At 37.5% G+C, this 20,147-nt stretch carries 26 protein-coding genes; 1 reads left to right on the forward strand and 25 read right to left on the reverse strand.

What is annotated here, in order from left to right:
* Nucleotides 1-7: 7 nt before the first annotated feature.
* Nucleotides 8-457 (forward strand): helix-turn-helix domain-containing protein, encoded by a 450-nt coding sequence (locus BN1066_RS00625; protein WP_077317563.1) that lies wholly within the window; start codon nt 8-10, stop codon nt 455-457.
* Nucleotides 458-570: 113 nt separating this feature from the next.
* Here BN1066_RS00625 and BN1066_RS20965 read toward each other — a convergent pair whose 3' ends face one another.
* From BN1066_RS20965 to BN1066_RS00745, 25 genes are all read right to left on the reverse strand, one after another.
* Nucleotides 571-1,437 (reverse strand): N-acetylmuramoyl-L-alanine amidase, encoded by an 867-nt coding sequence (locus BN1066_RS20965; RefSeq protein ID WP_077317564.1) that lies wholly within the window; start codon nt 1,435-1,437, stop codon nt 571-573.
* Nucleotides 1,437-1,664, reverse strand: a complete 228-nt coding sequence (locus BN1066_RS00635) for a phage holin (RefSeq protein WP_077317565.1) — start codon at nt 1,662-1,664, stop codon at nt 1,437-1,439. The genes BN1066_RS20965 and BN1066_RS00635 overlap by 1 nt, the downstream gene beginning before the upstream one ends.
* Before the next feature lie 42 nt (nt 1,665-1,706).
* Complete coding sequence (locus BN1066_RS00640; protein WP_077317566.1) at nt 1,707-1,922, reverse strand: hypothetical protein; 216 nt, start codon at nt 1,920-1,922, stop codon at nt 1,707-1,709.
* A gap of 11 nt (nt 1,923-1,933) precedes the next feature.
* Nucleotides 1,934-2,215, reverse strand: coding sequence for a hypothetical protein (locus tag BN1066_RS00645; RefSeq protein ID WP_077317567.1), 282 nt, complete (start codon nt 2,213-2,215; stop codon nt 1,934-1,936).
* 31 nt (nt 2,216-2,246) lie between these two features.
* Nucleotides 2,247-2,423 (reverse strand): hypothetical protein, encoded by a 177-nt coding sequence (locus BN1066_RS20045; protein ID WP_179104253.1) that lies wholly within the window; start codon nt 2,421-2,423, stop codon nt 2,247-2,249.
* Nucleotides 2,416-2,745, reverse strand: a complete 330-nt coding sequence (locus tag BN1066_RS00650) for a hypothetical protein (protein WP_077317568.1) — start codon at nt 2,743-2,745, stop codon at nt 2,416-2,418. The genes BN1066_RS20045 and BN1066_RS00650 overlap by 8 nt, the downstream gene beginning before the upstream one ends.
* 26 nt (nt 2,746-2,771) lie before the next feature.
* Entirely contained in the window at nt 2,772-5,975 is a 3,204-nt protein-coding gene (locus BN1066_RS00655) for a phage tail spike protein (protein ID WP_077317569.1), read from the reverse strand.
* An 8-nt stretch (nt 5,976-5,983) separates the two neighbouring features.
* Nucleotides 5,984-7,492, reverse strand: coding sequence for a distal tail protein Dit (locus BN1066_RS00660; protein WP_077317570.1), 1,509 nt, complete (start codon nt 7,490-7,492; stop codon nt 5,984-5,986).
* 11 nt (nt 7,493-7,503) lie between these two features.
* On the reverse strand, nt 7,504-10,260 hold the full coding sequence (locus BN1066_RS00665; protein ID WP_077317571.1) for a phage tail tape measure protein: 2,757 nt from the start codon (nt 10,258-10,260) through the stop codon (nt 7,504-7,506).
* The gene (locus BN1066_RS00670) at nt 10,253-10,534 is read right to left on the reverse strand and encodes a hypothetical protein (RefSeq protein ID WP_077317572.1); all 282 of its coding nucleotides are present in this window, start codon (nt 10,532-10,534) and stop codon (nt 10,253-10,255) included. The genes BN1066_RS00665 and BN1066_RS00670 overlap by 8 nt, the downstream gene beginning before the upstream one ends.
* Before the next feature lie 89 nt (nt 10,535-10,623).
* Nucleotides 10,624-10,977, reverse strand: a complete 354-nt coding sequence (locus tag BN1066_RS00675) for a tail assembly chaperone (RefSeq protein ID WP_077317573.1) — start codon at nt 10,975-10,977, stop codon at nt 10,624-10,626.
* 142 nt (nt 10,978-11,119) lie between these two features.
* Nucleotides 11,120-11,623: a phage major tail protein, TP901-1 family gene (locus tag BN1066_RS00680; RefSeq protein WP_077317574.1), complete on the reverse strand. Its 504-nt coding sequence runs from the start codon at nt 11,621-11,623 to the stop codon at nt 11,120-11,122.
* Between the two features lie 11 nt (nt 11,624-11,634).
* Nucleotides 11,635-12,024 carry a hypothetical protein gene (locus tag BN1066_RS00685; RefSeq protein ID WP_077317575.1) on the reverse strand — a complete coding sequence of 130 codons (390 nt, stop codon included), beginning with the start codon at nt 12,022-12,024 and terminating at the stop codon, nt 11,635-11,637.
* Nucleotides 12,025-12,030: 6 nt separating this feature from the next.
* A complete protein-coding gene (locus BN1066_RS00690; RefSeq protein ID WP_077317576.1) occupies nt 12,031-12,354 on the reverse strand; it encodes an HK97-gp10 family putative phage morphogenesis protein in 324 nt (107 codons plus the stop codon).
* Nucleotides 12,351-12,662, reverse strand: a complete 312-nt coding sequence (locus BN1066_RS00695; RefSeq protein ID WP_077317577.1) for a hypothetical protein — start codon at nt 12,660-12,662, stop codon at nt 12,351-12,353. The genes BN1066_RS00690 and BN1066_RS00695 overlap by 4 nt, the downstream gene beginning before the upstream one ends.
* A complete protein-coding gene (locus BN1066_RS00700) occupies nt 12,659-12,994 on the reverse strand; it encodes a phage head-tail connector protein (RefSeq protein ID WP_077317578.1) in 336 nt (111 codons plus the stop codon). Before BN1066_RS00700 ends, BN1066_RS00695 begins: the two co-directional genes overlap by 4 nt.
* A gap of 1 nt (nt 12,995) precedes the next feature.
* Complete coding sequence (locus BN1066_RS00705; protein ID WP_077317579.1) at nt 12,996-13,691, reverse strand: Ig-like domain-containing protein; 696 nt, start codon at nt 13,689-13,691, stop codon at nt 12,996-12,998.
* 111 nt (nt 13,692-13,802) lie between these two features.
* Nucleotides 13,803-14,714, reverse strand: a complete 912-nt coding sequence (locus tag BN1066_RS00710; protein WP_077317580.1) for a phage major capsid protein — start codon at nt 14,712-14,714, stop codon at nt 13,803-13,805.
* Between the two features lie 13 nt (nt 14,715-14,727).
* A complete protein-coding gene (locus BN1066_RS00715) occupies nt 14,728-15,333 on the reverse strand; it encodes a DUF4355 domain-containing protein (protein WP_077317581.1) in 606 nt (201 codons plus the stop codon).
* A gap of 184 nt (nt 15,334-15,517) precedes the next feature.
* Nucleotides 15,518-15,766: a hypothetical protein gene (locus BN1066_RS00720; RefSeq protein ID WP_077317582.1), complete on the reverse strand. Its 249-nt coding sequence runs from the start codon at nt 15,764-15,766 to the stop codon at nt 15,518-15,520.
* Between the two features lie 26 nt (nt 15,767-15,792).
* Nucleotides 15,793-16,023 carry a hypothetical protein gene (locus BN1066_RS00725; protein ID WP_077317583.1) on the reverse strand — a complete coding sequence of 77 codons (231 nt, stop codon included), beginning with the start codon at nt 16,021-16,023 and terminating at the stop codon, nt 15,793-15,795.
* Nucleotides 16,024-16,027: 4 nt separating this feature from the next.
* The gene (locus tag BN1066_RS00730; RefSeq protein ID WP_077317584.1) at nt 16,028-16,951 is read right to left on the reverse strand and encodes a minor capsid protein; all 924 of its coding nucleotides are present in this window, start codon (nt 16,949-16,951) and stop codon (nt 16,028-16,030) included.
* A complete protein-coding gene (locus BN1066_RS00735; protein ID WP_077317585.1) occupies nt 16,944-18,389 on the reverse strand; it encodes a phage portal protein in 1,446 nt (481 codons plus the stop codon). Before BN1066_RS00735 ends, BN1066_RS00730 begins: the two co-directional genes overlap by 8 nt.
* Nucleotides 18,390-18,401: 12 nt before the next feature.
* Nucleotides 18,402-19,679, reverse strand: coding sequence for a PBSX family phage terminase large subunit (locus BN1066_RS00740; protein WP_077317586.1), 1,278 nt, complete (start codon nt 19,677-19,679; stop codon nt 18,402-18,404).
* Nucleotides 19,672-20,103, reverse strand: a complete 432-nt coding sequence (locus BN1066_RS00745) for a terminase small subunit (protein ID WP_077317587.1) — start codon at nt 20,101-20,103, stop codon at nt 19,672-19,674. The genes BN1066_RS00740 and BN1066_RS00745 overlap by 8 nt, the downstream gene beginning before the upstream one ends.
* Between the last annotated feature and the right edge of the window lie 44 nt (nt 20,104-20,147).

The following is a 20,147-nucleotide window of genomic DNA, read 5'->3' on the forward strand; positions in this document are numbered from 1 at the left end:
ATTAACTATGGATAGAGATCAAAAATTTGGTCGTTTATTAGCAATAGCAAACATACTAAGTAACAAAGTATTTGAAAGTGGTAAGCCGTCTATTGCTCAAAAGCATATGTCACGATTTAGCAAAAAGCCTGCTATCGCTTTTGAAAAAATACATGCTGAACTTATGGAGTACGCTCCAAAGTTCGGGAATGATGAAATGGTTCTTTTCAACATGTTTGAGGAAATATTATCAGACATGGACGAGAAGGAATTTTCAAATGAACCACTCAGTCCACAGTATTTGCATTCATATTATGAGGAACAAAGCGCATTAAATAACATGATCGGAGTGGAGGAAGCTGCAAAGATACTTAATCTGTCTCCGGGGACAGTGAAAAATCACTGTGCAGAAGGTAAAATAAAAGCAAAAAAAATCGGAAAAACATGGATAATTGATAAAAGATTACTTAATGATTAATCGCCTTAAAAATAAAAAACGAAAAGGGGAATAGAAATGGTAAAACTTTATTATGAGGATATTGATGTAATATTCAAGCCTACCCCAATAAAAGGAGTAGGCTTTTAATATTGTTATTGCACATCATTTTTATACACCCAACTGTAAAGCTCTTTAAGCAATACACGGTCGCTTTTAGCCTGTTGAATAGTATAAGTCTTACCTAAATATCTAGGCGGTATGTGCTGTCCTGTGGCGTATTTAACGGCTGATCTTTTTAGTGTTACTCGCTGACCAGGTTTAAATGATTTTGGTTTGCTGGATACCGTAGAACCACGCTGTAATTTATTTAACAACGCAACGTTTTGGCTAGCTGTGCCACGATAATTTTTTATACCGTATTTGGCAGCTAAACGCTTGCGATTATTAAAGCTTGAATCTATGCCACGGGCTTTAAGATAATCCACTATACTATGATACTTCTTGCTGGATGGTTTAGTTGATTCCCTAATACTAGTTGACTTACTATTTCTGATGCCATCTTTAAATGTTTCCCACATGCCTAATAAAAGTCGTGGGCAATTTTTTCCTGTCCAGTGCTTGTGTGGCACTACATTGCTAATGCTGATATTATGCTTTTTCATTAATTTTTTAATTAACCATTGGGCATTTTTAACAGCCTTATCAAAGTCACCGTCACTGTTTTCGCATATCTCTATGCCGATAGACTTCATATTCCCGTTTCCATTACCATCACCAGCATGCCAGCCATTTTCATTTGTAGGTAAATGCTGATAAATTTCTTTGTCATCAACTGTAAAATGCCATCCTACTGTACGACCACCTGCACCATTATGCAAGTAGCGGCTATGCATTTCTGCGTCAGCGCCTTTATTAGAGTTGGCAGTGTTGTGTACTGTAATGTATTTTGGATTCATGCGAAATCCTGGGCGTTGTTTCTTTTGTGATACCGGTATAAAATCTTTAGTGATTTTAGGCATTATTTCAACCCCCGATCACGCAGAAATTTATCGTTGTGTTGTGCTTTTTTAGTAACGTTGTTGTCCTTCCACCATGCATAAATTGCCATAGCTACTGTTGCAACTGTTGATACAGCTTCGTATATTTGATCTTCGCTGAATGGCAACGGATTCCAGCCAAATATAATTAGAGTTTGGTTAATCAGCAGAATAGCTAACACAACTAACCTTACAATTGCCTGTTTCATGTTAATTCCTCCTTTTTTTAAAAAACGGCTTGCCCGATTGGACTAGCTGTTTAAATAGCTTTCTGCTTTCTTTTCAGCCATAGTCGTTTTCACGTCAACGTACTGCATCAAGTCATTTCTTAATTGTTTGTTTTCCGCTTCTAACATGTCTACTCTATTTTCTAGCGCTTTTAATCTATCCTCCACACAAGCTTTAATCACTATATCACCGTTATCTTTAACTACCAACGAACCTTTATTTGACGATATATTAACCATAAAAACACTCCTTAAAATTTATCAATCAGCAATATAACCAACGTAATCAAAGCAAAAAGCCATCCACCCCATAGGCGAATAGCTTCAGCAAATGTTTTTTTACCTTCTGTTAATGCTTCGATTTTTTCTACTTTATCCTCGACAACTTCTATTTTTTCACGCAAACCATTATATTGTTTGATCATTGTACGAGTTTCTCGCATCTCATGCCCTAAATCTCTAATTTGCCCTGATAATGATGTTATTTGTGCGTGTAATTCCTTGTTGTCATACCATTGTTCTTTTTCACTCATGATTAACCCCCTGTACATAAAAATAACGCCTTTAGGCGCGAAATGATCTTTCAGTACGTTCTTTTTTCTTTTGCAATAAAGTTATATCTGGTTCTATTTGTTCTGCAATCTTTTTGCCATCAAAGCAAATACCGACTTTACCTTTTTCCTGCATTTGTTCCATCGCCTTTTTATATCCGTCATTAAAACCTTTCAAGTAATTATTCATTTGGGACATCTTCCTCCCCTCTCAATTCCTTTAATTTTCTTTCCAATTCCTCAATCTCTTTTTGCTTTTGCTGTTCCTCGGTAGGTACTTCTATCTCTTCCCCTTCTCTTACCTTTAATTTCGGGAAAATATCTGAGATAATTAGCTCTGTTTTGTCAATTTGTTCAGCTACATAGTTCTTAACGTAGAATTGAAACCCTTTGCCAACAGGGACTACTTGATTACCTACAGTTATACTTTCTACATTATTATTGCTATCAACAGAGAAGAATACTTTAACCAGATCACCTTTATCATTATTACTGTAAGTTTCTATTTCCATTTTTTTAACACCTCTTATTTTGTTTTTTAAACAAAATCTGTTAGATATACACTCTCCATGATGAATCTTATATTTTCCTGCCTACTACCCCAGCTGTGTGTCCAACCTATCTTAAAAGTAACCTCTCTGGTGTTAAATTGAGGTTTACCTAAATCACATACAAATGTCTTTATACCTGCAAAATCTTTTTCGAGGATTTCAAAGTATATACGGTCAGATGTCTTATCGCTTGTCCCTTTAACAACATGCACACTAAATTTTGCACCTGCGTATTTCCTAAATCTAAATACTAGATATCTAGCAGAGTGTTTGAACTCGTACTTTTGGAACGCGACAGCACCTAAGTTATCCCTTACATCCTCATAAGCCTCATTAGTACCGTCTAAACCTCGTCCGTCTAAATTACCCTTTGTACCCCCATAGATGTGTGCAGCATTTTGGTAGTAATTACCGCCAGGTCGAAATGCATCTATTGTAACACCAGATCCTTTAACCCTACCCGCCGTCATATAATGAGGGTCATTTCCACTAACTATAAAAGCTGTATCCATTAGACCATCTTGCATAGCGACAGCGCCGTCCGGTCTCATTATACGTATACTTTTATCGTCAATTATAACTTTATCATTACCGATTGTTACTTTACCTTGACTGTCTACCTTAAATTGATCATTAACGTTTAACCCTGCTAATGATTTAATGTGTCGTGCTTCTAACTCCCCTGTCATCTTAACGCGGTCGAAATCGATTAACAGTCTTTCGGGTGTCGCATTAATTGCGCCGATTACCCCGTCTTCGCTTACTTTAGCGTTTATTTCGCCCGGCAGTAATTTAAGCTCCGACTCTGCTGTCGAAACACGACGATTTAGCGTGTCTACGATTGATTGACTGGCTTTAGCGGTTACTTCGCCAGCCAGCGTTTTAATTTCGCCTTCTGCCGTATTTACCCGACCTTGTAAATTACTAATATCAGCTTCGGTATCTTCTGGTGCAGGAGTCCAGTCTGTTGCCTTATTTCCTTTTTCTATTTGTGCTCTCCAAGCAATAAAATCTAGTGGTTTATCAGATGCATCTTGTGGAGTAGTAAACTGTATTTGTAACCATGCTCTTCCAGTGCCCTCTGCTTGTATCACGACTCTCTTATTTTCCCCTTTAAACACAGTTACTCTTTTTCCTCTTGCGTTAGGTGAAACAACAAGAGGATTATCTCCTAGGTTTTTAACCCATACTGATACTACAAATTTTTCTCCTTCTTTTGGGGGTTGTTCCACGTTTAGGTACTCAGAATCTACAACAAGCTTTACGTGACTATCTCCGCCACTTGTTTTAATCCTACTTGCATCTGTAGCTCCCCACTCAGGGACAGAGACGTTCTCTATTACTTCTGCTTTTGAACTTTGGTACGTATTGTATATTTTAAAGTTATTGCTATCTTTTAATAAATTCCTTCCGCCAACCTCAAGTCCTTCGACTTCGGCTTCAACTTTTTCTACCTTAGTAGTAACGCTATCGGCTTTAACCTCGACGTTTGCTATTTTTTGCGTTAACGAGTTGTTAATATTATCAACTTTTGTATCATCAGCTTTCAAACCGATAGCTTCCTCATTTTGACCGATTCTTGTGCCGTGGCTGTCTAACTGATGTACCACCCCGTTCATATCTGTTGTGTATTGCGTTTTAGTGACAAGGTTATTGATACGATTATCAATTTGTTCTATCGTGTAGACTGTTGTTTTATCCGCTTTTTCATCTACTTTTATGTTAAAATCATCGAGCCTACCATCGACAATAGCTATTTTACCGTCAACATATTCGAGAGGTGCTCTATCAGTTATATCACTCGCAATCTGTTGCATTTTGTTGTCGTAAACAGTTTTAGCAACTGCGTACATTTTTGCTTGATCTAGTGCGGATTGGGCTTCCTGTTTTGCGACATTATCAGCATATTGTTCAACGTCTAATTTTATTTTGCTATCTTGTTCAACCGCAAAATCTTTTGCGTTTTCCTCTGCTTTTATTCCGGTTGCTTCCGCAAATGTTTTCCCTTTTTCGAATACCGTTTCGTCCTTGTTATCGATGGTTAACTTGTTATACGTGTAATCAACCATTTCGTCATAGCTGATTCGCTTTTTGATTTCTTCCTGCAGTGATTGCCAAATTGCTTTGACTTCTTCCTCGGTGTATTCGACAAAGTCTCCCAACTTAGCTTCTTTTTTACTCTTGTCACTTATTGGCCCATTCACTTCGAAAATCCTGGCTTCAAGATAGAGAGGAGGATTAAATGCAGTATCTTTTATTTTATTCGTGTCGCCTAGACGTACCTTTTCATTTTCCATTCCAGGGACATGTTCTAAGTCAGCGAAAGTTGCTTCATATTTAACGGCGGCATCTATACATTTCTCCAACTCGTTTTTAGTCAATTCTCGTAATCTGTCATAAGACAATTCGTCTTTTTCAGTCTGCGGTTCGTACGTTCCAATTATATGACGCAACTCTCCGGTAACAGGGTCACGTCTGCCCCAGCGCTGTAGTGCGTCATGATCTTCGACTAATACCTCTAGTCTTGTTCCGTCCTTTTCCGGACCTAAGCCGATAAGAGCAGTATAAATATTATCCGTATCCTCAATACGTCTAATACTTAACAAGTCTTTCCCAAACTCAATCTCCCGCCCTCTCCACTGTCCAATTCGTTGAACTAAGTCAACGTAACGACCAGTTATTTTGTTGCCTCTTGTTTCAACACGGAAATTTAATTCAAGGTCAAATTCCGTGGAGATTCTCTTTAACATCGAATAAGGGTCGGTATGTTTATCAATGTGGAAAGTTCGTGTTCCTTTGCTTTCTACAAGTCCGACACTCCATTCCGTCCCCCTTAAAATAGTAGCTGCCGCAGTACTTGCTGATTGGCTTTTTAAAGTTTGGGGTTTAATTACTTGTGCTTTACGTAAGTCATTGTAACTGGCTTTAGCAAATACAACGATATGTTTGCTGTGTTCATGCACTTTTTCCGCTTGCCATATTGTTAACTCTCTATATCCGTTGTCCTCATCGGGAATGATGACTTTGTTACGCCCTGTTAGATATTCTGAATAATCCCGATCAGCAAATGTTGTAAATTCAAACGTTTCTGCGGTTGTTTCTAATGATCTGTGATAATTATCATCCCAAAACTCATCATTTGGAATAATGCCCACTATCTCATCTGATTGCTTATCTATAATGTGTATCACTTTATCACCTACCTATATCTATTACGCCATTTAGCTGTTGCTTTAAAACTGTTAGATGGATGTACTACTAGTTGGTTATCGCCTTTGTGTAAATTAAAAAAAGAACCTCCGAAATCTTTTAGGTTCTTCGAGTCTTCGCCGTTTAATAATATTTCCTTGTTAAAGTTATCAAGTGTTATTTTATCGCCCGGATTAGCGATATATGGCGTTTGATCGACCGTTTCTTGCGCTAGTTTAAACACTTTTATATGCAAGATTTTAGGTGCGTAAGCTCTAGCCGAATCCGCCCATTTACCGATGTGTATTTGTACATATCGTAATTTACCCATGTACTCATTGTTGTTATCGGTAAATAACTTTTTCAAACTAAAAACGTGCTTTGTATTATTGGCCACTCGTGTTACATAAAATTCGAATTGGTTACCAATCCTACGCAAACGTAACATGCCGAAGAAAAAAGGCCAGCCATAACTATAATTTTGTGAGCTTATTAAATAATTTTTTTGCCTTCCTTCATATCCTCCGATACGCCCCTCAGCAATTTTATTGTTTATACCTAAACTTTTATCTAGTAGAGCCATTTTTCCAAGTACGTTCATGTTTTCATCATAAGCATAAAATTCAATTCGATAAGTTTGATCTGGCTTACCAGTTTCTCCTTCAACCATCATTTCAATTTCAAAGTCTTGTGATGGGGATATTTCTTTAATTAGCGCCGGACCGTGCCAATTATTTGTATCTGGCCCATAACTTGGCACAGTAATACCATCATTATCTGTGCTTAGTCTACCAGCTACTACGCCACCATCTACTTTAGTAGGGGTATTGCTCCATGTATCTAATGTTTCCCCTCGTTCTTCGATGAGTAATTTCCTAGTATCTACTGTTTCCATATCAGCTTCTAAAGGGGTTCCAATCAATTGATATTCTTCAAATTGATTCTGCACCATAGCAAAAGTAACAGGTTTTAATACCTCTAATTCAAATATAGGCGATGCTTCGGCAGTTCCGTCATAGGTTAAATTAAGTACATCAGATGTAAAGGTTTTGGTTTGTTCTTTGCCGTATTTAAATGGATCGGAACAAAGAAAGGTTATCGTTCCTATTAAATTATTAGTTTCTTCTTCTGGTGTTTCGTTTGTTAATAATGTCGCATAAAATAGAGCATCTTCGTCGGTGAAAGACAAGACTTTCTTAGATCCTCCTAAATAAGATAAAAGCCTGTCGTACCTTCTTCTAAACCCTTCGTTTGTTTTGTCCTCTATCTTATATTTAATGGTTATTTCCCTTTCACTAACGGTAGGGTCTGTTTGTTCTAATAACCCATCCATTCCTGGGACTTCGGTTGTTTGTACTCTTTGTGTTAAATTACTTCTCCCTGTGACAGTGAGAGTGATAAAACTGCCATTATCATCCGTGAGTAATTGATCTAAATTATTACCGTTAAATACCGTTTGCAGTGATAAGGAAGTGCTTCCTGTACCACTTCCTGCTATAGTATCTACGAATCCGTACATAAAAGCACCTCCTATTGAAATGATCTCCTTACTCTTGTTTTTCTGTCTTGAACTTGCGTTATATCCTCAACAAATGTGTTAAATTCTTGACCGCCTATAGCTACGTTTATATAGGCTGGTTGTTTCGATACGGTCAATTCGTTGGTGTAGTCGTATCGCAATGAGTTGTGCGACCTCCTGTTAACTCTATCAACTTGTGACGCTATATTACTAGGTTGTATTTCTTTGTTCATCGCTTCGGTCAATCCTGCCATAGACCTAACCGCAACACCCCTGCCACGATCAATAGATTTGGCTATAGATTGCGGTATTTGTATTTTCATGATGTCACGCAAGGCTCCCTCTTTTGCAGGAGAAAATGGAAGAAAGTCGCGTATTTTACTTGTTACCTTGCCTATAGCATCTTTTACTTTACCGATCGAATCTGTTATACCTTTAGCAATAGACTTAACAATATTTTTACCAGCGTCTAAAAACTTATCTTTTATGTTGGTCACGACGTTTAAAGCTTTATCCATACCGGATTTAACTGCATTTTTAACGGCGTTAAAAGCTTTGCTTGTAACCCCCTTGAGTGAGTTAAAAACATTAGATACTTTTGATTTTATGCTATTAACAACCCTAGCTATTACGCCTTTAATGCTATTCCAGATGCTCGAAATAATAGACTTTATGGCATTCATCACACTTGAAATTTTACTTTTAATAAAGTTGAACCCGGTTGATACAACGTCTTTCGCTTTAGTTACTCCGCCTTTAAAAAATCCAGATACCTTACTCCAAAGGTTTTTAACAATACCTGTTAGGCTTTTGAATAAGGTTTTTCCTAGTTTTAAAATCTTGCCGACAAACCATAATTGGACTAGATTCCACACTAGTTTTACAGCACCAGCAACAATGCGCTTCACAGCTTCCCACATTTCTGACCAATTACCAGTAAATAAAGCGCTAAAAAACTGTATTACGCCTAAAATTACATCGATAGCACCTTGTATAACACCTTTAATAGCATTCCACGTTGAAACTATTAATGATTTTATTACTGGCCACAAAGTTTGCATAATAGTCCAAATCACAGTCATAACGGTTGTTATCACAGTTTTTATAACATTCCAAACGTTCATAGCTGCTTGCAAAATCATTTGTCCATGTTCATTCCAAAAGGTTGTTAAGGTAGACCAAATTTGCATAACGAAAGCAACCACAGTCTGCACAACTGTGGTAATAACTGTTTTAATTTGGTTCCAAACCAACATAACTATTTCTCTGAATTTTTGGTTTTCTTGATACAACTTAATAAAAACAGGTATTAATATAGTGGTTATTATGGCAACTAAAGCTGTAATTGGATTGCTAATAAATGCAAACACTCGCATAACACCCAGCAAAACATTTCTTAAAACCGTTGTTTGCGCTATTAGTGGGGCGAATCTTGCGATCAGTGTCCCTAAACTACCAACAAACATACCAGCGAAAGTGATTACAGTACCAAGAACTATTGCTAATGGTCCAATGATAGCAACTAAGCCAGCTATTACAACAGCAGCCATTTTAACTTGTGGAGATAAGTTATTTAACCAAGTGATAAAATTTTGCAACATTTCAGCACCTTGCATTAAGGCAGGTCGCATCACTTCATATATACTAATTGCAAAGCCTTCAATACCAGATTTTATTTCTCTCCATTTCCCCCCTAATGTACCTTCCATTATGCCTGCCATTTTTTCGGCAGACCCACTAGAATTATTTATAGCGTCAGATAATTTGTTGTAATCTTTCTCTGATGCGTTTATCACAGCTAGTGCACCGGACATGGCTTCTTTACCAAAAATAGTAGCTGCATAAGAAGCTTTTTGATCATCTGTTAGGCCGCTAAACGAGGTTCTGAGGTCTCCCATTATTTCATCAAGCGTCTTCATACTGCCATCACTGTTTTTAATAGATATACCCAGTTCATCCATGGCGGTTTTCATAGCTTTGGTTGGTGATGCCAAGTTGGTGAACATTGACCTTAATGCCGTTCCTGCTTTTTCTCCTTTGATACCAGCATTAGACATTAAACCAATAGCTGTCGCAGTATCTTCAACACTATATCCCAATGCACCGGCAACTGGAGCAGCATATTGCATAGCCATGCCCAATCCAGCAACGTTTGTGTTAGCGTTTGAAGAAGTTGCTGCTAAAACGTCAGCAAATCTGCTACTATCTTTGGCTTCTAATCCAAATGCGGTTAAAGAGTCGGTTACAATATCACTCACAGACGCCAAATCTTCGCCAGATGCCGCCGCTAAACTCATGACTCCTTCGATTCCGTTAAGCATGTCTTCTGTTGACCAACCAGCCAACGCCATATAGTTTAATGCTTCTGCCGATTGACTCGCGCTAAATTTAGTTGTAGCCCCCATTTCTTTTGCTTTATCTCTTAATTGCTCTAATTGATCGCCAGTGGCACCAGAAATAGCTTGCACTCTAGCCATAGAATCATCAAAACTAACTCCTGTTGCTATTGCCGCTCCTCCCGCGGCTAGTAAGGGGGCGGTTAGATACATAGATGCGCTTCGCCCAGCTGATTTCATGCTATTTCCTACGCCTTTCATTTTGTTTCCAGCATTTTGCAGGGCGGTTCCCGCTGTTCTTATCGGCGTGGTGTCTATGCTACTAATATTTTTCTTGAAATTTTTCAATCCAGAAATAGCATCATTAAAACCTTTATTAAACCCTGTCGTATTAGCTTTAAGAAAAGCCTCAACGGAATAACTCTCAGTCATTTTCTACCCCCTTCCTATTAGCAACAGAAGCGATGCGAGCCATATTTCTCGCTTTTTTAGATATGGATTGTTTTGGTTTTGTTTCTTCCGCAATACGTTTTTCGTAATCAAAGAAATCTTTAAAACTCTTGAATACAGGAACTTGTTTTTTACCTTGCTCTTTTGTTGATGTAACTTGATGGTTTAACCATGCTTGTAAATGCATATCGTGTTCTTTATCAATTCTTTTTAGTCGATATGCCTTCATCTTTAGTAGGTATTCCGGGAATTCCATAATCTTAATTTCTTGTAAACTCTTAATACCCAAATACCTGAAACAATTTAGTATTATATCTTCATATGTCGCGTTAGAAGATCTCTTCTTTAAGCCTGTTGATTCGCTTTGAACTGTTTCATTTTCGGCTTCAATAAAGGTGCTTCTTCTAACGCTTTCTGAAAAGCTTCAAATAATTGATCTAATTCATCTTTGCCTGCTTTTTCCGTGATAAACATCTCGATATCTTGATTACTAGGTTTGGAATTGAGATAAGAAGTCCCGGATTTGATGGCGTTGTATAGCGCCCTTGGGTTTTTCATACTTAAGTACATAACGAGTGATTCAACCCCCATTCCAAATTGCATACCTTCAATGTTCTGCGTATAAATGTTGTCTAATGTATTAATAAAGTCCATGCCGAATCGCAATTCGTATTCTTTTCCGCCAATAGTTAGATTCATGTTTATTCCTCCTAAAAATAAAATAGAGCAGGCATTTCCTGCTCCGTCTATTATAAAAAGCCCTGTCGTAACGCTAAATTAACTCCAATACAACGAAACGCTATTATCTGTTACCGCTTCAACGTTTACGTTTACGGGCTTGTTAGGGTGTCGCTTCTGCCACTGTGTCTTTAAATGCATATTGAACAGCTTCTTGCTGTTCTTCCGTTAAAGTCGCCATACCGAATTGCGGTTCCAATTCAACGATGAAGTTAGATGACACAGCAGATTCATCCTCTGCCGATGCTGTTGGCTCCCAGCTATCCAAATAGCCTTGGCAATATACAGCGGGGTACTTACCCTCTTGATCTTTTAGTTCCTCATCTACCGTTACTTCCCATAATTCAAGCTTTTCACCTTTAAGTACAGATGTTTGTAACATATCGCTAACAGGATCATCTTTAGCTTGGATGGCGTCAATGGATACCTCTGTTTCTAATTCTCCAACCTTTACAACAGCACCATCTTTAGTAATTATTTTATCTAATTCTCTCGAATAAGAGAACGTATGTTCAGTCTGGAATACTAGTTTTGCAGCTTCTTTTGACTGATCTTTCAACAAACGGAACATCAATATCTTATTCTTACCTTGTTGCATTTCTGCCATACTATTACCTCCTAATGAAATCTGAATTCTACTTCTATAATTCCTCGCCAATATCTTTCTGTGCCTGTTTTTCCTTGAACAGATCTATCAGAAACGTTTTTGACCGTTACATAAAAGTTTTCGGTATGCTTTATTTTTCTAAAAGCTTCCTTAAGGTTGTTTACCATAGTTGTTAATTCTCGCCTTTTGCGATAGTTATGGTAAACATTAATCGTTTGTTGTACATTGCCGTAAAGCAAATCCTTTGTCCTTAAGTCTTGACTAAATTGCTCACCTATATGGACAAAAGGTAATCCATAATCATTGGCAGGCAAATAATCAACCGTATTATATCCGAGTGAAAGAGACCGTTTAAATACCTCATCGAATAACTGTTGTTGCGGTGATTTCCTTTCCTCCAAAATAAATCACCTCACCAATCTATCTAAATCTTTTTTAAATTGTTCTATTTGTTCGTAGTATGCAGGTCTTAAGTGAGGTTGGGCATCCATAAACCTAGTACCCCATTCGATGTATGGCGCATAATCTGCAGTCGAAGCTACTCGACCAGTTAAACCGCGTACATCTATCTGTATTTTGCGTTTTAAATTACCGCTTTTGACAGGCGCATAATTTTGGGCTTTGCTTTGCATTTCGGACGCATTGATTTGTATTGCTTTTTGTACGTCTTTAGCTTCCGCCCTCTCTCTCAAACCCCTTTCAAGTGCATCTATACCTTTTAATTTAATCATTGAGAGACGCCCTCCAAATAAAAAACGCCTTTCCTGTAATCGGATTGGCGTTGCGGTTTATATTTGGTTTTTTTATCGTCGTTTATATAAGCGTAATCTACTTTTCCAACATAAGGGCGTTGTAACCTAGCAACAACAACCTTTTTATCAATCTCTCCAAACAATTCATTTGTACGCTCTATACCTAAAGTTGATACATTACATGGTTTGGTAGTTTCAATTATTTTTCCGTCCACGTACTCGCCTTTTATAGGGTCATAGTACGAATCGGTTTGATTAACAAGAGTTATGCGATCGTCAAATCTCATATAAACAACACCTTCCCCCTACCAGGTTTCTCTGGTGGTTCTTTATGTGCTGCAATAATACTTTTGTACGGTGTAAATTCCTCTTTTAAATCATAAAAACTTATTGAGTGACCTTCAACAGATTCTGATTTCATACCCTCACTACCAATGCGGTTGTACCGTCGTATAGTTATTTCTTCAACGATAAAATTAAGGGGTGATGGTATTTCCTCTTTACCTAGCAAAGCTTTTAAATGACTACTCACATTATTAATAAGGACATCAAGGACAGGGTCCTGCAAATTGTCCTTGATGTCCAATACTGTTTTAATGTTTGCTTTAACATCAACCATTTTAAGCACCTTCTTCTGGTTTAGGGACTACAGTTATAGCTGCGGTATCTGTTTTAATTCCATCTTCTGTGGTGACGGTAATAGTAGCTTGACCTTCTTTTTTCGATGTTACTAGTCCGCTACTATTTACAACAGCAATCGTATCATCACTGGTTGAATACGTTACTTTTTTATTGTCTGCATTATCGGGTGCAATAGTTGCGGTTAATTGTTGAGTAGACCCGACCTCGATTTCTGCACTTTTTGGCGATATGGTCACACCAGTAACTGGTTGCTTAACGTTAACCGTTGCGGTGCCCTTAACATCTCCTTTATCTGTGGAAGTTGCAGTAATTGTCACTTGTCCTTTAGAAACTGCGGAAACTTTACCATTGGTATCAATAGTCGCGATCTTATCGTCAGTACTTGACCAAGTTACAGTTTGTTTTGCTGTATCTGGTGAAACTTTGGCGGTTAAATTTTTTAAGCCACCAACATTCAAATTATTGGTTTTCGGACTGACATCGATTGATTGCGGTTCGCTATAATTTGTGGTTAAAGTTACGAGATCGGATAATTCACTTTCTCCTACCAAATTTTCAGCACTAACTTGGTATTGGTATTGAGTATTAGGCGTTAATCCCTCATCTGTGTAAGTCTTTTCCTTTAATCCACTAGCCACTTTGCTGCCATCGCGATAAACGTTATAAGTTACCATGTTATCCTCCTTTCAAATTCTTTCCGTTGAAAAAGCCCTGTCTATGGTCAACCCCAAGAAAGGCTTGCTGTTGTATCCGTCTTGGAATTAACCGATAGATTTACGGGCCTATTAGGGAGTAGTTGCAGGTTGAATTTTAGCAAAAGCATCATCTTTAAGAACCATGAAACCAACGTCCATACTCGCACGAATAGCAATCAATTCACGTTCAAACAAATTGATAGGGTCGCCATTTTCATCAACAATAGAAGATAGTTGGGCATCTTCTGAAATAGAATAATTAAGATTGTAAGGGATGCCGTAACGTACATAGTTAAAGTTTCCTGCAAACAACTCACCTTTTTTCATTTCGTTTGATTCAAGGTCTACAACTGGTGAGCCATCTAACGTGTTATTTGTGCGGTCGTATAAACGTTGCGGGTCTGTAATTGTTCCATCTTCTTGCTTGTAGCCATCAACAATATTACGTAGCAATGATCTGTTTTGCTTTTTAGATACAAACGCGTTTATGTCAAAGCCTGCATCGTTAACAAAATCTGTTAGAGTAAAAAAGTTTTCGCTGTTTATTTCGCCCTCTACTAATTGCCCTTCTGTTGTAATAGACTGTGCTAATGATTGCGGGAATGGATTGTCCACACCTAAAATCGTAGCTTCATCAAATTTCTTATAAAAAGCTTCTGCAATCAAAGGGCGAACCTCATTAAAAAATCCCGATAGAGTATATTGTAAAAACTCACGGGATACTGGTACGATAACACCTAACTTTTTAGCAACCATTTTAGCAGTAAGCCATTGTGGTTTTGATGTACGGATCACTTCACCTTCACCTACCCAATAAGCGCCTACGCCCTCAGCTAGGTATTGGAATTCTTTTTCTTGCTTAGTCATTTCCTCATACTGCGCTAAACGCATCATAACTGAGTTAGACATAACATCTCTTAGCATTAAAGTTCCTTGTTCTTGTGGAATTTTACCTGTTTTTGCATTTTGTAGCATTACATCATCTGGGTTAAAAGTTGGCATGTTAATATTCCTCCTAAATAATTCTATTTTCTTTTGCTAATTCAGCAATGTTTTTAATGTTTTTATTACTTGTTCCCGCTCCGCTGTTAGGTGAGTCTTGGCGCAATTTTTCTTTAACAGCTTTATTTACAGCTGTATCAAACGCCTTTTTAAATGAGTTGATGTTTTCTAGTGTTTTTTCAGCATCTTCCGCAAGTAAAAAGTCAGCAAATTCAGTCGGTAGTTCTTTATTACTCAAGTCCGTAATTGCTTCCGCCTTTAACTCCTTGCGTTTTAGTTCGTTTTCACGATCTTGTAATTCTTTTTCACGCTTGGTCATGCGTTCTTCTTCTTGCTCTTTTTCAGATAGCTTAGACAAGCGCTTTTCTTCTTCTAAAGCCTTTTCGATAGCTTTCTGTGTTTTTGTTTCCCACTCTTGTTCTTTCTTTTGTAAAGCACTTTGCAACTTGCGATCAGATTCAGATTCAATTTTCTTTTGTAGTTCTTCTCCCGTTAGCTCTACTTTAGTAGATTCTCCGCCTCTCGGGTCTGTTGGTTCTTTCGGTGGATCTGCAGGCGGTTCATTCGGATCAGCGAAAGTCTGCAAATTCATTTTTAATAGTTTTATAGGTTTTTTCATTTTCGTTTTTCCTCCTATCCCACATACGCATTATTCCCTTAATATTTCAAAGTATTAAAAAGCCCCACACACGCTATACAAGACCATGTACGACAGTTTAATGCATTTACTCTATTAAGTTACAAATACCCATGCACGATTGATTAATTGCATAATGAATAGCCCTGTTTATAACGTCTATTGGCTAAAGACAAGTATCGTAATCACCCCGCATCAAAGTCCATGCTTCTATTCCTAGCTCTTTGCACCATACTTCTTTCTGGATAAATTCTTTTCCCTTTAATTCGTAAACCGCAACATAGGGTTCATGGTCATAATAACTAGCTTGTAGTTCTGCTTGTTTCTTCGCAAATTCAAAATCATTATATATGCCGACGTCTTGCACGGGGTTATAATAATCATTTCCCATCACGTAAGCTTCATGGATAGTCAAAAAAACAACTCCTTTTTTGGTTATTTTCACATATCATCCATAATATATTGCTTACCTACTTCTAAATAACCGATTGCTTCTGTTGTCCACATTTCGCTCCAGCCGACTTCCAAAACTCCTTCTTTGCTTTTTATTACATAGCAAAGTTTTTCAATCTTTCCATCCTCAATGGCTTTTAATAAATCTCCTGCCAATCTTTTCGGGGTGTAGTTTCCTTCTTTCTTCGCTTTAGCTTCTTCAAAGTCGATTGGTTTCATTTAATCACAATCTTCTCCTCGCTAAATCGACTTCAAACTCTTTCCTCGATACATATGCAGCAATAGACGATCTGCAAAACGGATGCATGGGAGGTGCGTTTTCCCCCGGTTGCATATCCTTTACGTTAAATATTTTACCGTCTAATCCCCTGCACTTTTTAGTGGTGCGGTCGTCTATTTTAGCTACATATTCGTATTGATCGTATCCGCCTTGTTTAAAGCTGTCTTTCTGTACAGATGTATCAACTCTAGCTAATTCAGTGACCAATAATCTTTCGGCGTTAAATCGGCTTACATCAAACCTTTTTCTTAAATCTTTCGCTAAAACAGTAGGGTGTTTCCCTTGTCTAACGCCTTTATTGAGTAGTATGTCTAATTCTTCTCTTAACGCTTCTTGATCTCCCCATAATCTATCAGACCACGTAGCACTTAAAAAAGATTCATTGACTATTACTTTTGCTTTCTTTTCGTTATACATGAGCGATTTACCTAATATGCTAGCTTGTCTTTCATACTCTTTTAAAACATTATTAATCATTTCCTCTTCCATTATGCGTTGGTTTTGACTCGTCATTCCAATCAATTCAAGTCTTACATAAGCTTTTAACAATTGCAGGCGATTAATTTTCATAGTGACGTTATACAAACGCATTTCTTCGTTAGCTTTTGGAGTAAAGTTTTTTTCTTTCACATACCTCTTGGCTTTCTTTGCGTATTCGTCAATATCAAGCTTGTTAACGCATTTTCTAGCTATATTCATACTTATGCCTTCACGATCTGCATAACGACCGTAGAAAGCTTCTATTTCCTTTTGCATTTCCTGCATAGCTTCCTCGTGTTTTTCAGCTAATCGCTTTGCTATACGAGCGTCATTCATTTGATTTTCTCGTATGTGTTTTTCTTCTCTTTTACGCCAGTAATTATTCATTTTCCATCACTTCTTGCGACTGTTCGGCGTTGCCGAATTGTTCAACGCCAAAATTACCATAAGCGGACGCGCTCCGTTGTGGTGATTCCTTTTCTATTCTTTCTAATTCTTCTTGCGGGCTATCCACAAATGACAACAAACTCAACATTGTTTCATCGGATAACTGTCCACCTAAAGCATTAAAAATATCCACCTCATCTTTAATAGACTTAGGTAAGTTAGGTGTAAAAGTTATTGTTAAGTCGTTTGCGTCAAAATCACCATCACGCAACGTTTTAGATATATTGCTAATCAGTCTATACCTTTGGCGCATAGAGCGTTTAAAAAAGCGCTCTTTTGTTGCTCTCACTTGCTCTAATCCAAATAACTTATATTTCATCGCTTCGCCAGATTGGACGCCTGCGAAGCTCTCGTCGTTTAGATTAGGTGTGTTTGTGTATTTGTGTATATCGTTTTGTATACGATCTTTGTATTTTTCAACGCCTGCTACATCGTATTTTTTATAGATATAGTCCGCATCTGCGTTGCTCGAACCGCCCTCTACCCCGTTTTCGGTTTTTAGAAAAAGTATATTAGCGTCACGCATTGACTTGGCTCTATCTACGTCTATATCTAGATTACCTATTATTTTTAACATGGCATCATTTAAATCGGTCATATAGTTAGCTGTGTCAGATTGCGCTGAATCATATAAATCTATTAGCGTTAAGACCGGTTCGAAATCCCCTTGTCTAAAACGATTATTTGCATACTCGATAATAGTTATCCCTTCAAATCCATGTGCCTTTTGATCGATTATTGATAACTTCCCATCAACTTCTTCTATCTCTATAACGTTCTTTTCTGTGTGCAAATTGACCTTAAAATTACCGTTGTCATCACGAAAATAATAAACGCCAGCAATTGGGTTTTGTTCGACCGTTTCGTCGTAAATCACAAATGTATGCTTAGGATCAACTAAAACAAATCTAGTAACGTCTTGTTTGCTCCTAAACAGCAACTCATACGCTCTACCGTAAATAGATAAATCTAACGTTAATTCGCTATTATGCGCATCCGCATCATTATCACGATTTATTTCAGTGATTAATTCCCCTGCGCTTTCTTCTGGAGCTTCCACCTTGATAGGCACACCAACCATATATCCTTGTATAAATTGACTTGTATCTCTAGCAAAAGCATGTGCTGCCTTGTGATTAGATAAATGTTCTTCTTTTCTAGTACGATTAAGCACTTTTTCGTTTTTGCCAAGGTAATAGTTTTCTAACGTCTTTAATCTAGGCACTTGTGAACCCTCGTGCGTTGCTATTAATTCTTGCAAGTCACTAAGGTTTTCTAACAGCTTTTCAAGATTTTCATATGTTAAGTGTTTGTTTGCATTATCAGGAAACCTTGTTGTAGTTGTTGTTCTGTTTGTGTCTGTTTCAAATCCGTTCATCCTGCTCCTCCTTTACAATCCAAGGTGTTTAATTGCTTCTATGGTTTTGTTAACGTCTTTTCTTTTACCTAAATGATACTTCTCCACGCTATAGCGCAACGCATCTATAATGTGGTTATTTTCATCTATCGGTTCATTTAACCACTTACCGTTTTTATCTTGTTTCCATGTGTAAGTGTTAAATTCTTCTATCGTATTTTTAAGCGACGGATGAATATATATATTAAAACCTTGCAGGAATTGGATACCATGCAAGATGGAATCTTTTCCTTTTCTCGATCCATGCAACCTTTTGACACCTTTTGCCCTCAACTCCGATATAAGCCTAGGTTCTGCGCTATCTCCTGTTAATTGGGCATTTAATAAGCTTTTATCTCGCAACATATTGAAAATGTCGTCTGTTTTCATGGCTGTTGCATAATGTTCTTGGTATAGCCATAAGTTTTTATTATCTAAATCAACAACGCTACTAATTAACGTGGTTGGATCGTGAGTGAATCCAAAGTCCATACCGTGAGTTGTTTCTTTGATTTCTTTAACTTTTTCGATTACGTCAAAATCTTTTACCTTGTAATTTTCAAATACTAAACCTTCTGAAACTCCCCAATCACCATCACAAACAATCCTCGCTCGTTTAGGATTAGTCCTATATAAATCTTCCATACGCTTTCGGTCTGTTTCGTCCAGCCATTCATTTACTCTAAAAGTTGTGGTTGTAGAAAATGTATTATTTCGCTTTGTTTTTTCGTCGAAAAACTCTCTTTTGAGGAAATGACCTTCATGCCATGGGTTAAATGTGATTGTTATTTGTTTGAAAAAGTCTGGACTGTCATAACTACCACGAATAGACTCGATAACTGTGTCCATAGCATTGACATCTTCTAATTCGTAAGCTTCTTCAAACCAAACCCACGAGAGGATGCCAACATCTACTGTTATTGATGTGATTTTTAGAGGGTTATCTAAACCTCTAAATAAAATCTTTTGACCTGTTGGCATATACGTTATTTCTGGTAACGATTCGTTAAATTTAAAAAGGTCGCCAACCCCTAAACGATTGATAGCCCATTTCATATCTGTATATGTTGATTGTTTATTTGTATAAGAATAACGCCTTACCACAAGGATATTAGCCCATTTGTATTTCATTATCCTGTACACTAAATTAAGTGCGGTAGTTTTTGATTTTTTACTACCGCGTGAACCTTTGACAACTCGATAAAAGTCTTTGTTGTGCCAAAATTCGTTGTATCCACCGCCAATAATTTGAGAAACGGACAAGTTAGTCATTTTCTGGCACATCCTCAATAAACACTGGTGTTATATCTTCAATTTGCTGTTTTTCCGTCCAAAGAGCATAACGCTTCCCAAGTAATTCAGCGGCTTTCGTTTTGGCTTCTATGCTCGGCGATATCATTTTAACCTCTTGTTCACCACCGCCCGTCCCCACTAATTCTGTTCCTTTTGCTTTACCTCGTAATACGGCAGTTAGATATTCTAACACTTCTTGCTGATCGGCGATGGCTTGGCTTTTTAATTCCTTTAGCCTTTCGTCGATGTATTTTCTAATTGTAGTATTTTGTAGTAGCTTGTTAGCGTTTGTGTTAGCGTATTTCTTACTGTAACCAGCTTTAACAGCCGATTCTGTGGCATTGCCCGTAATTATATATTCATCAGCAAACTTTTGTTGTCTTGGCGTCATCTTCTTCCTCATCACATATTCACCTACCTCCAATGTAATAAATTTATGTATATAAA

Source organism: Virgibacillus proomii, from assembly GCF_900162615.1.
GTDB lineage: Bacteria > Bacillota > Bacilli > Bacillales > Amphibacillaceae > Virgibacillus > Virgibacillus proomii.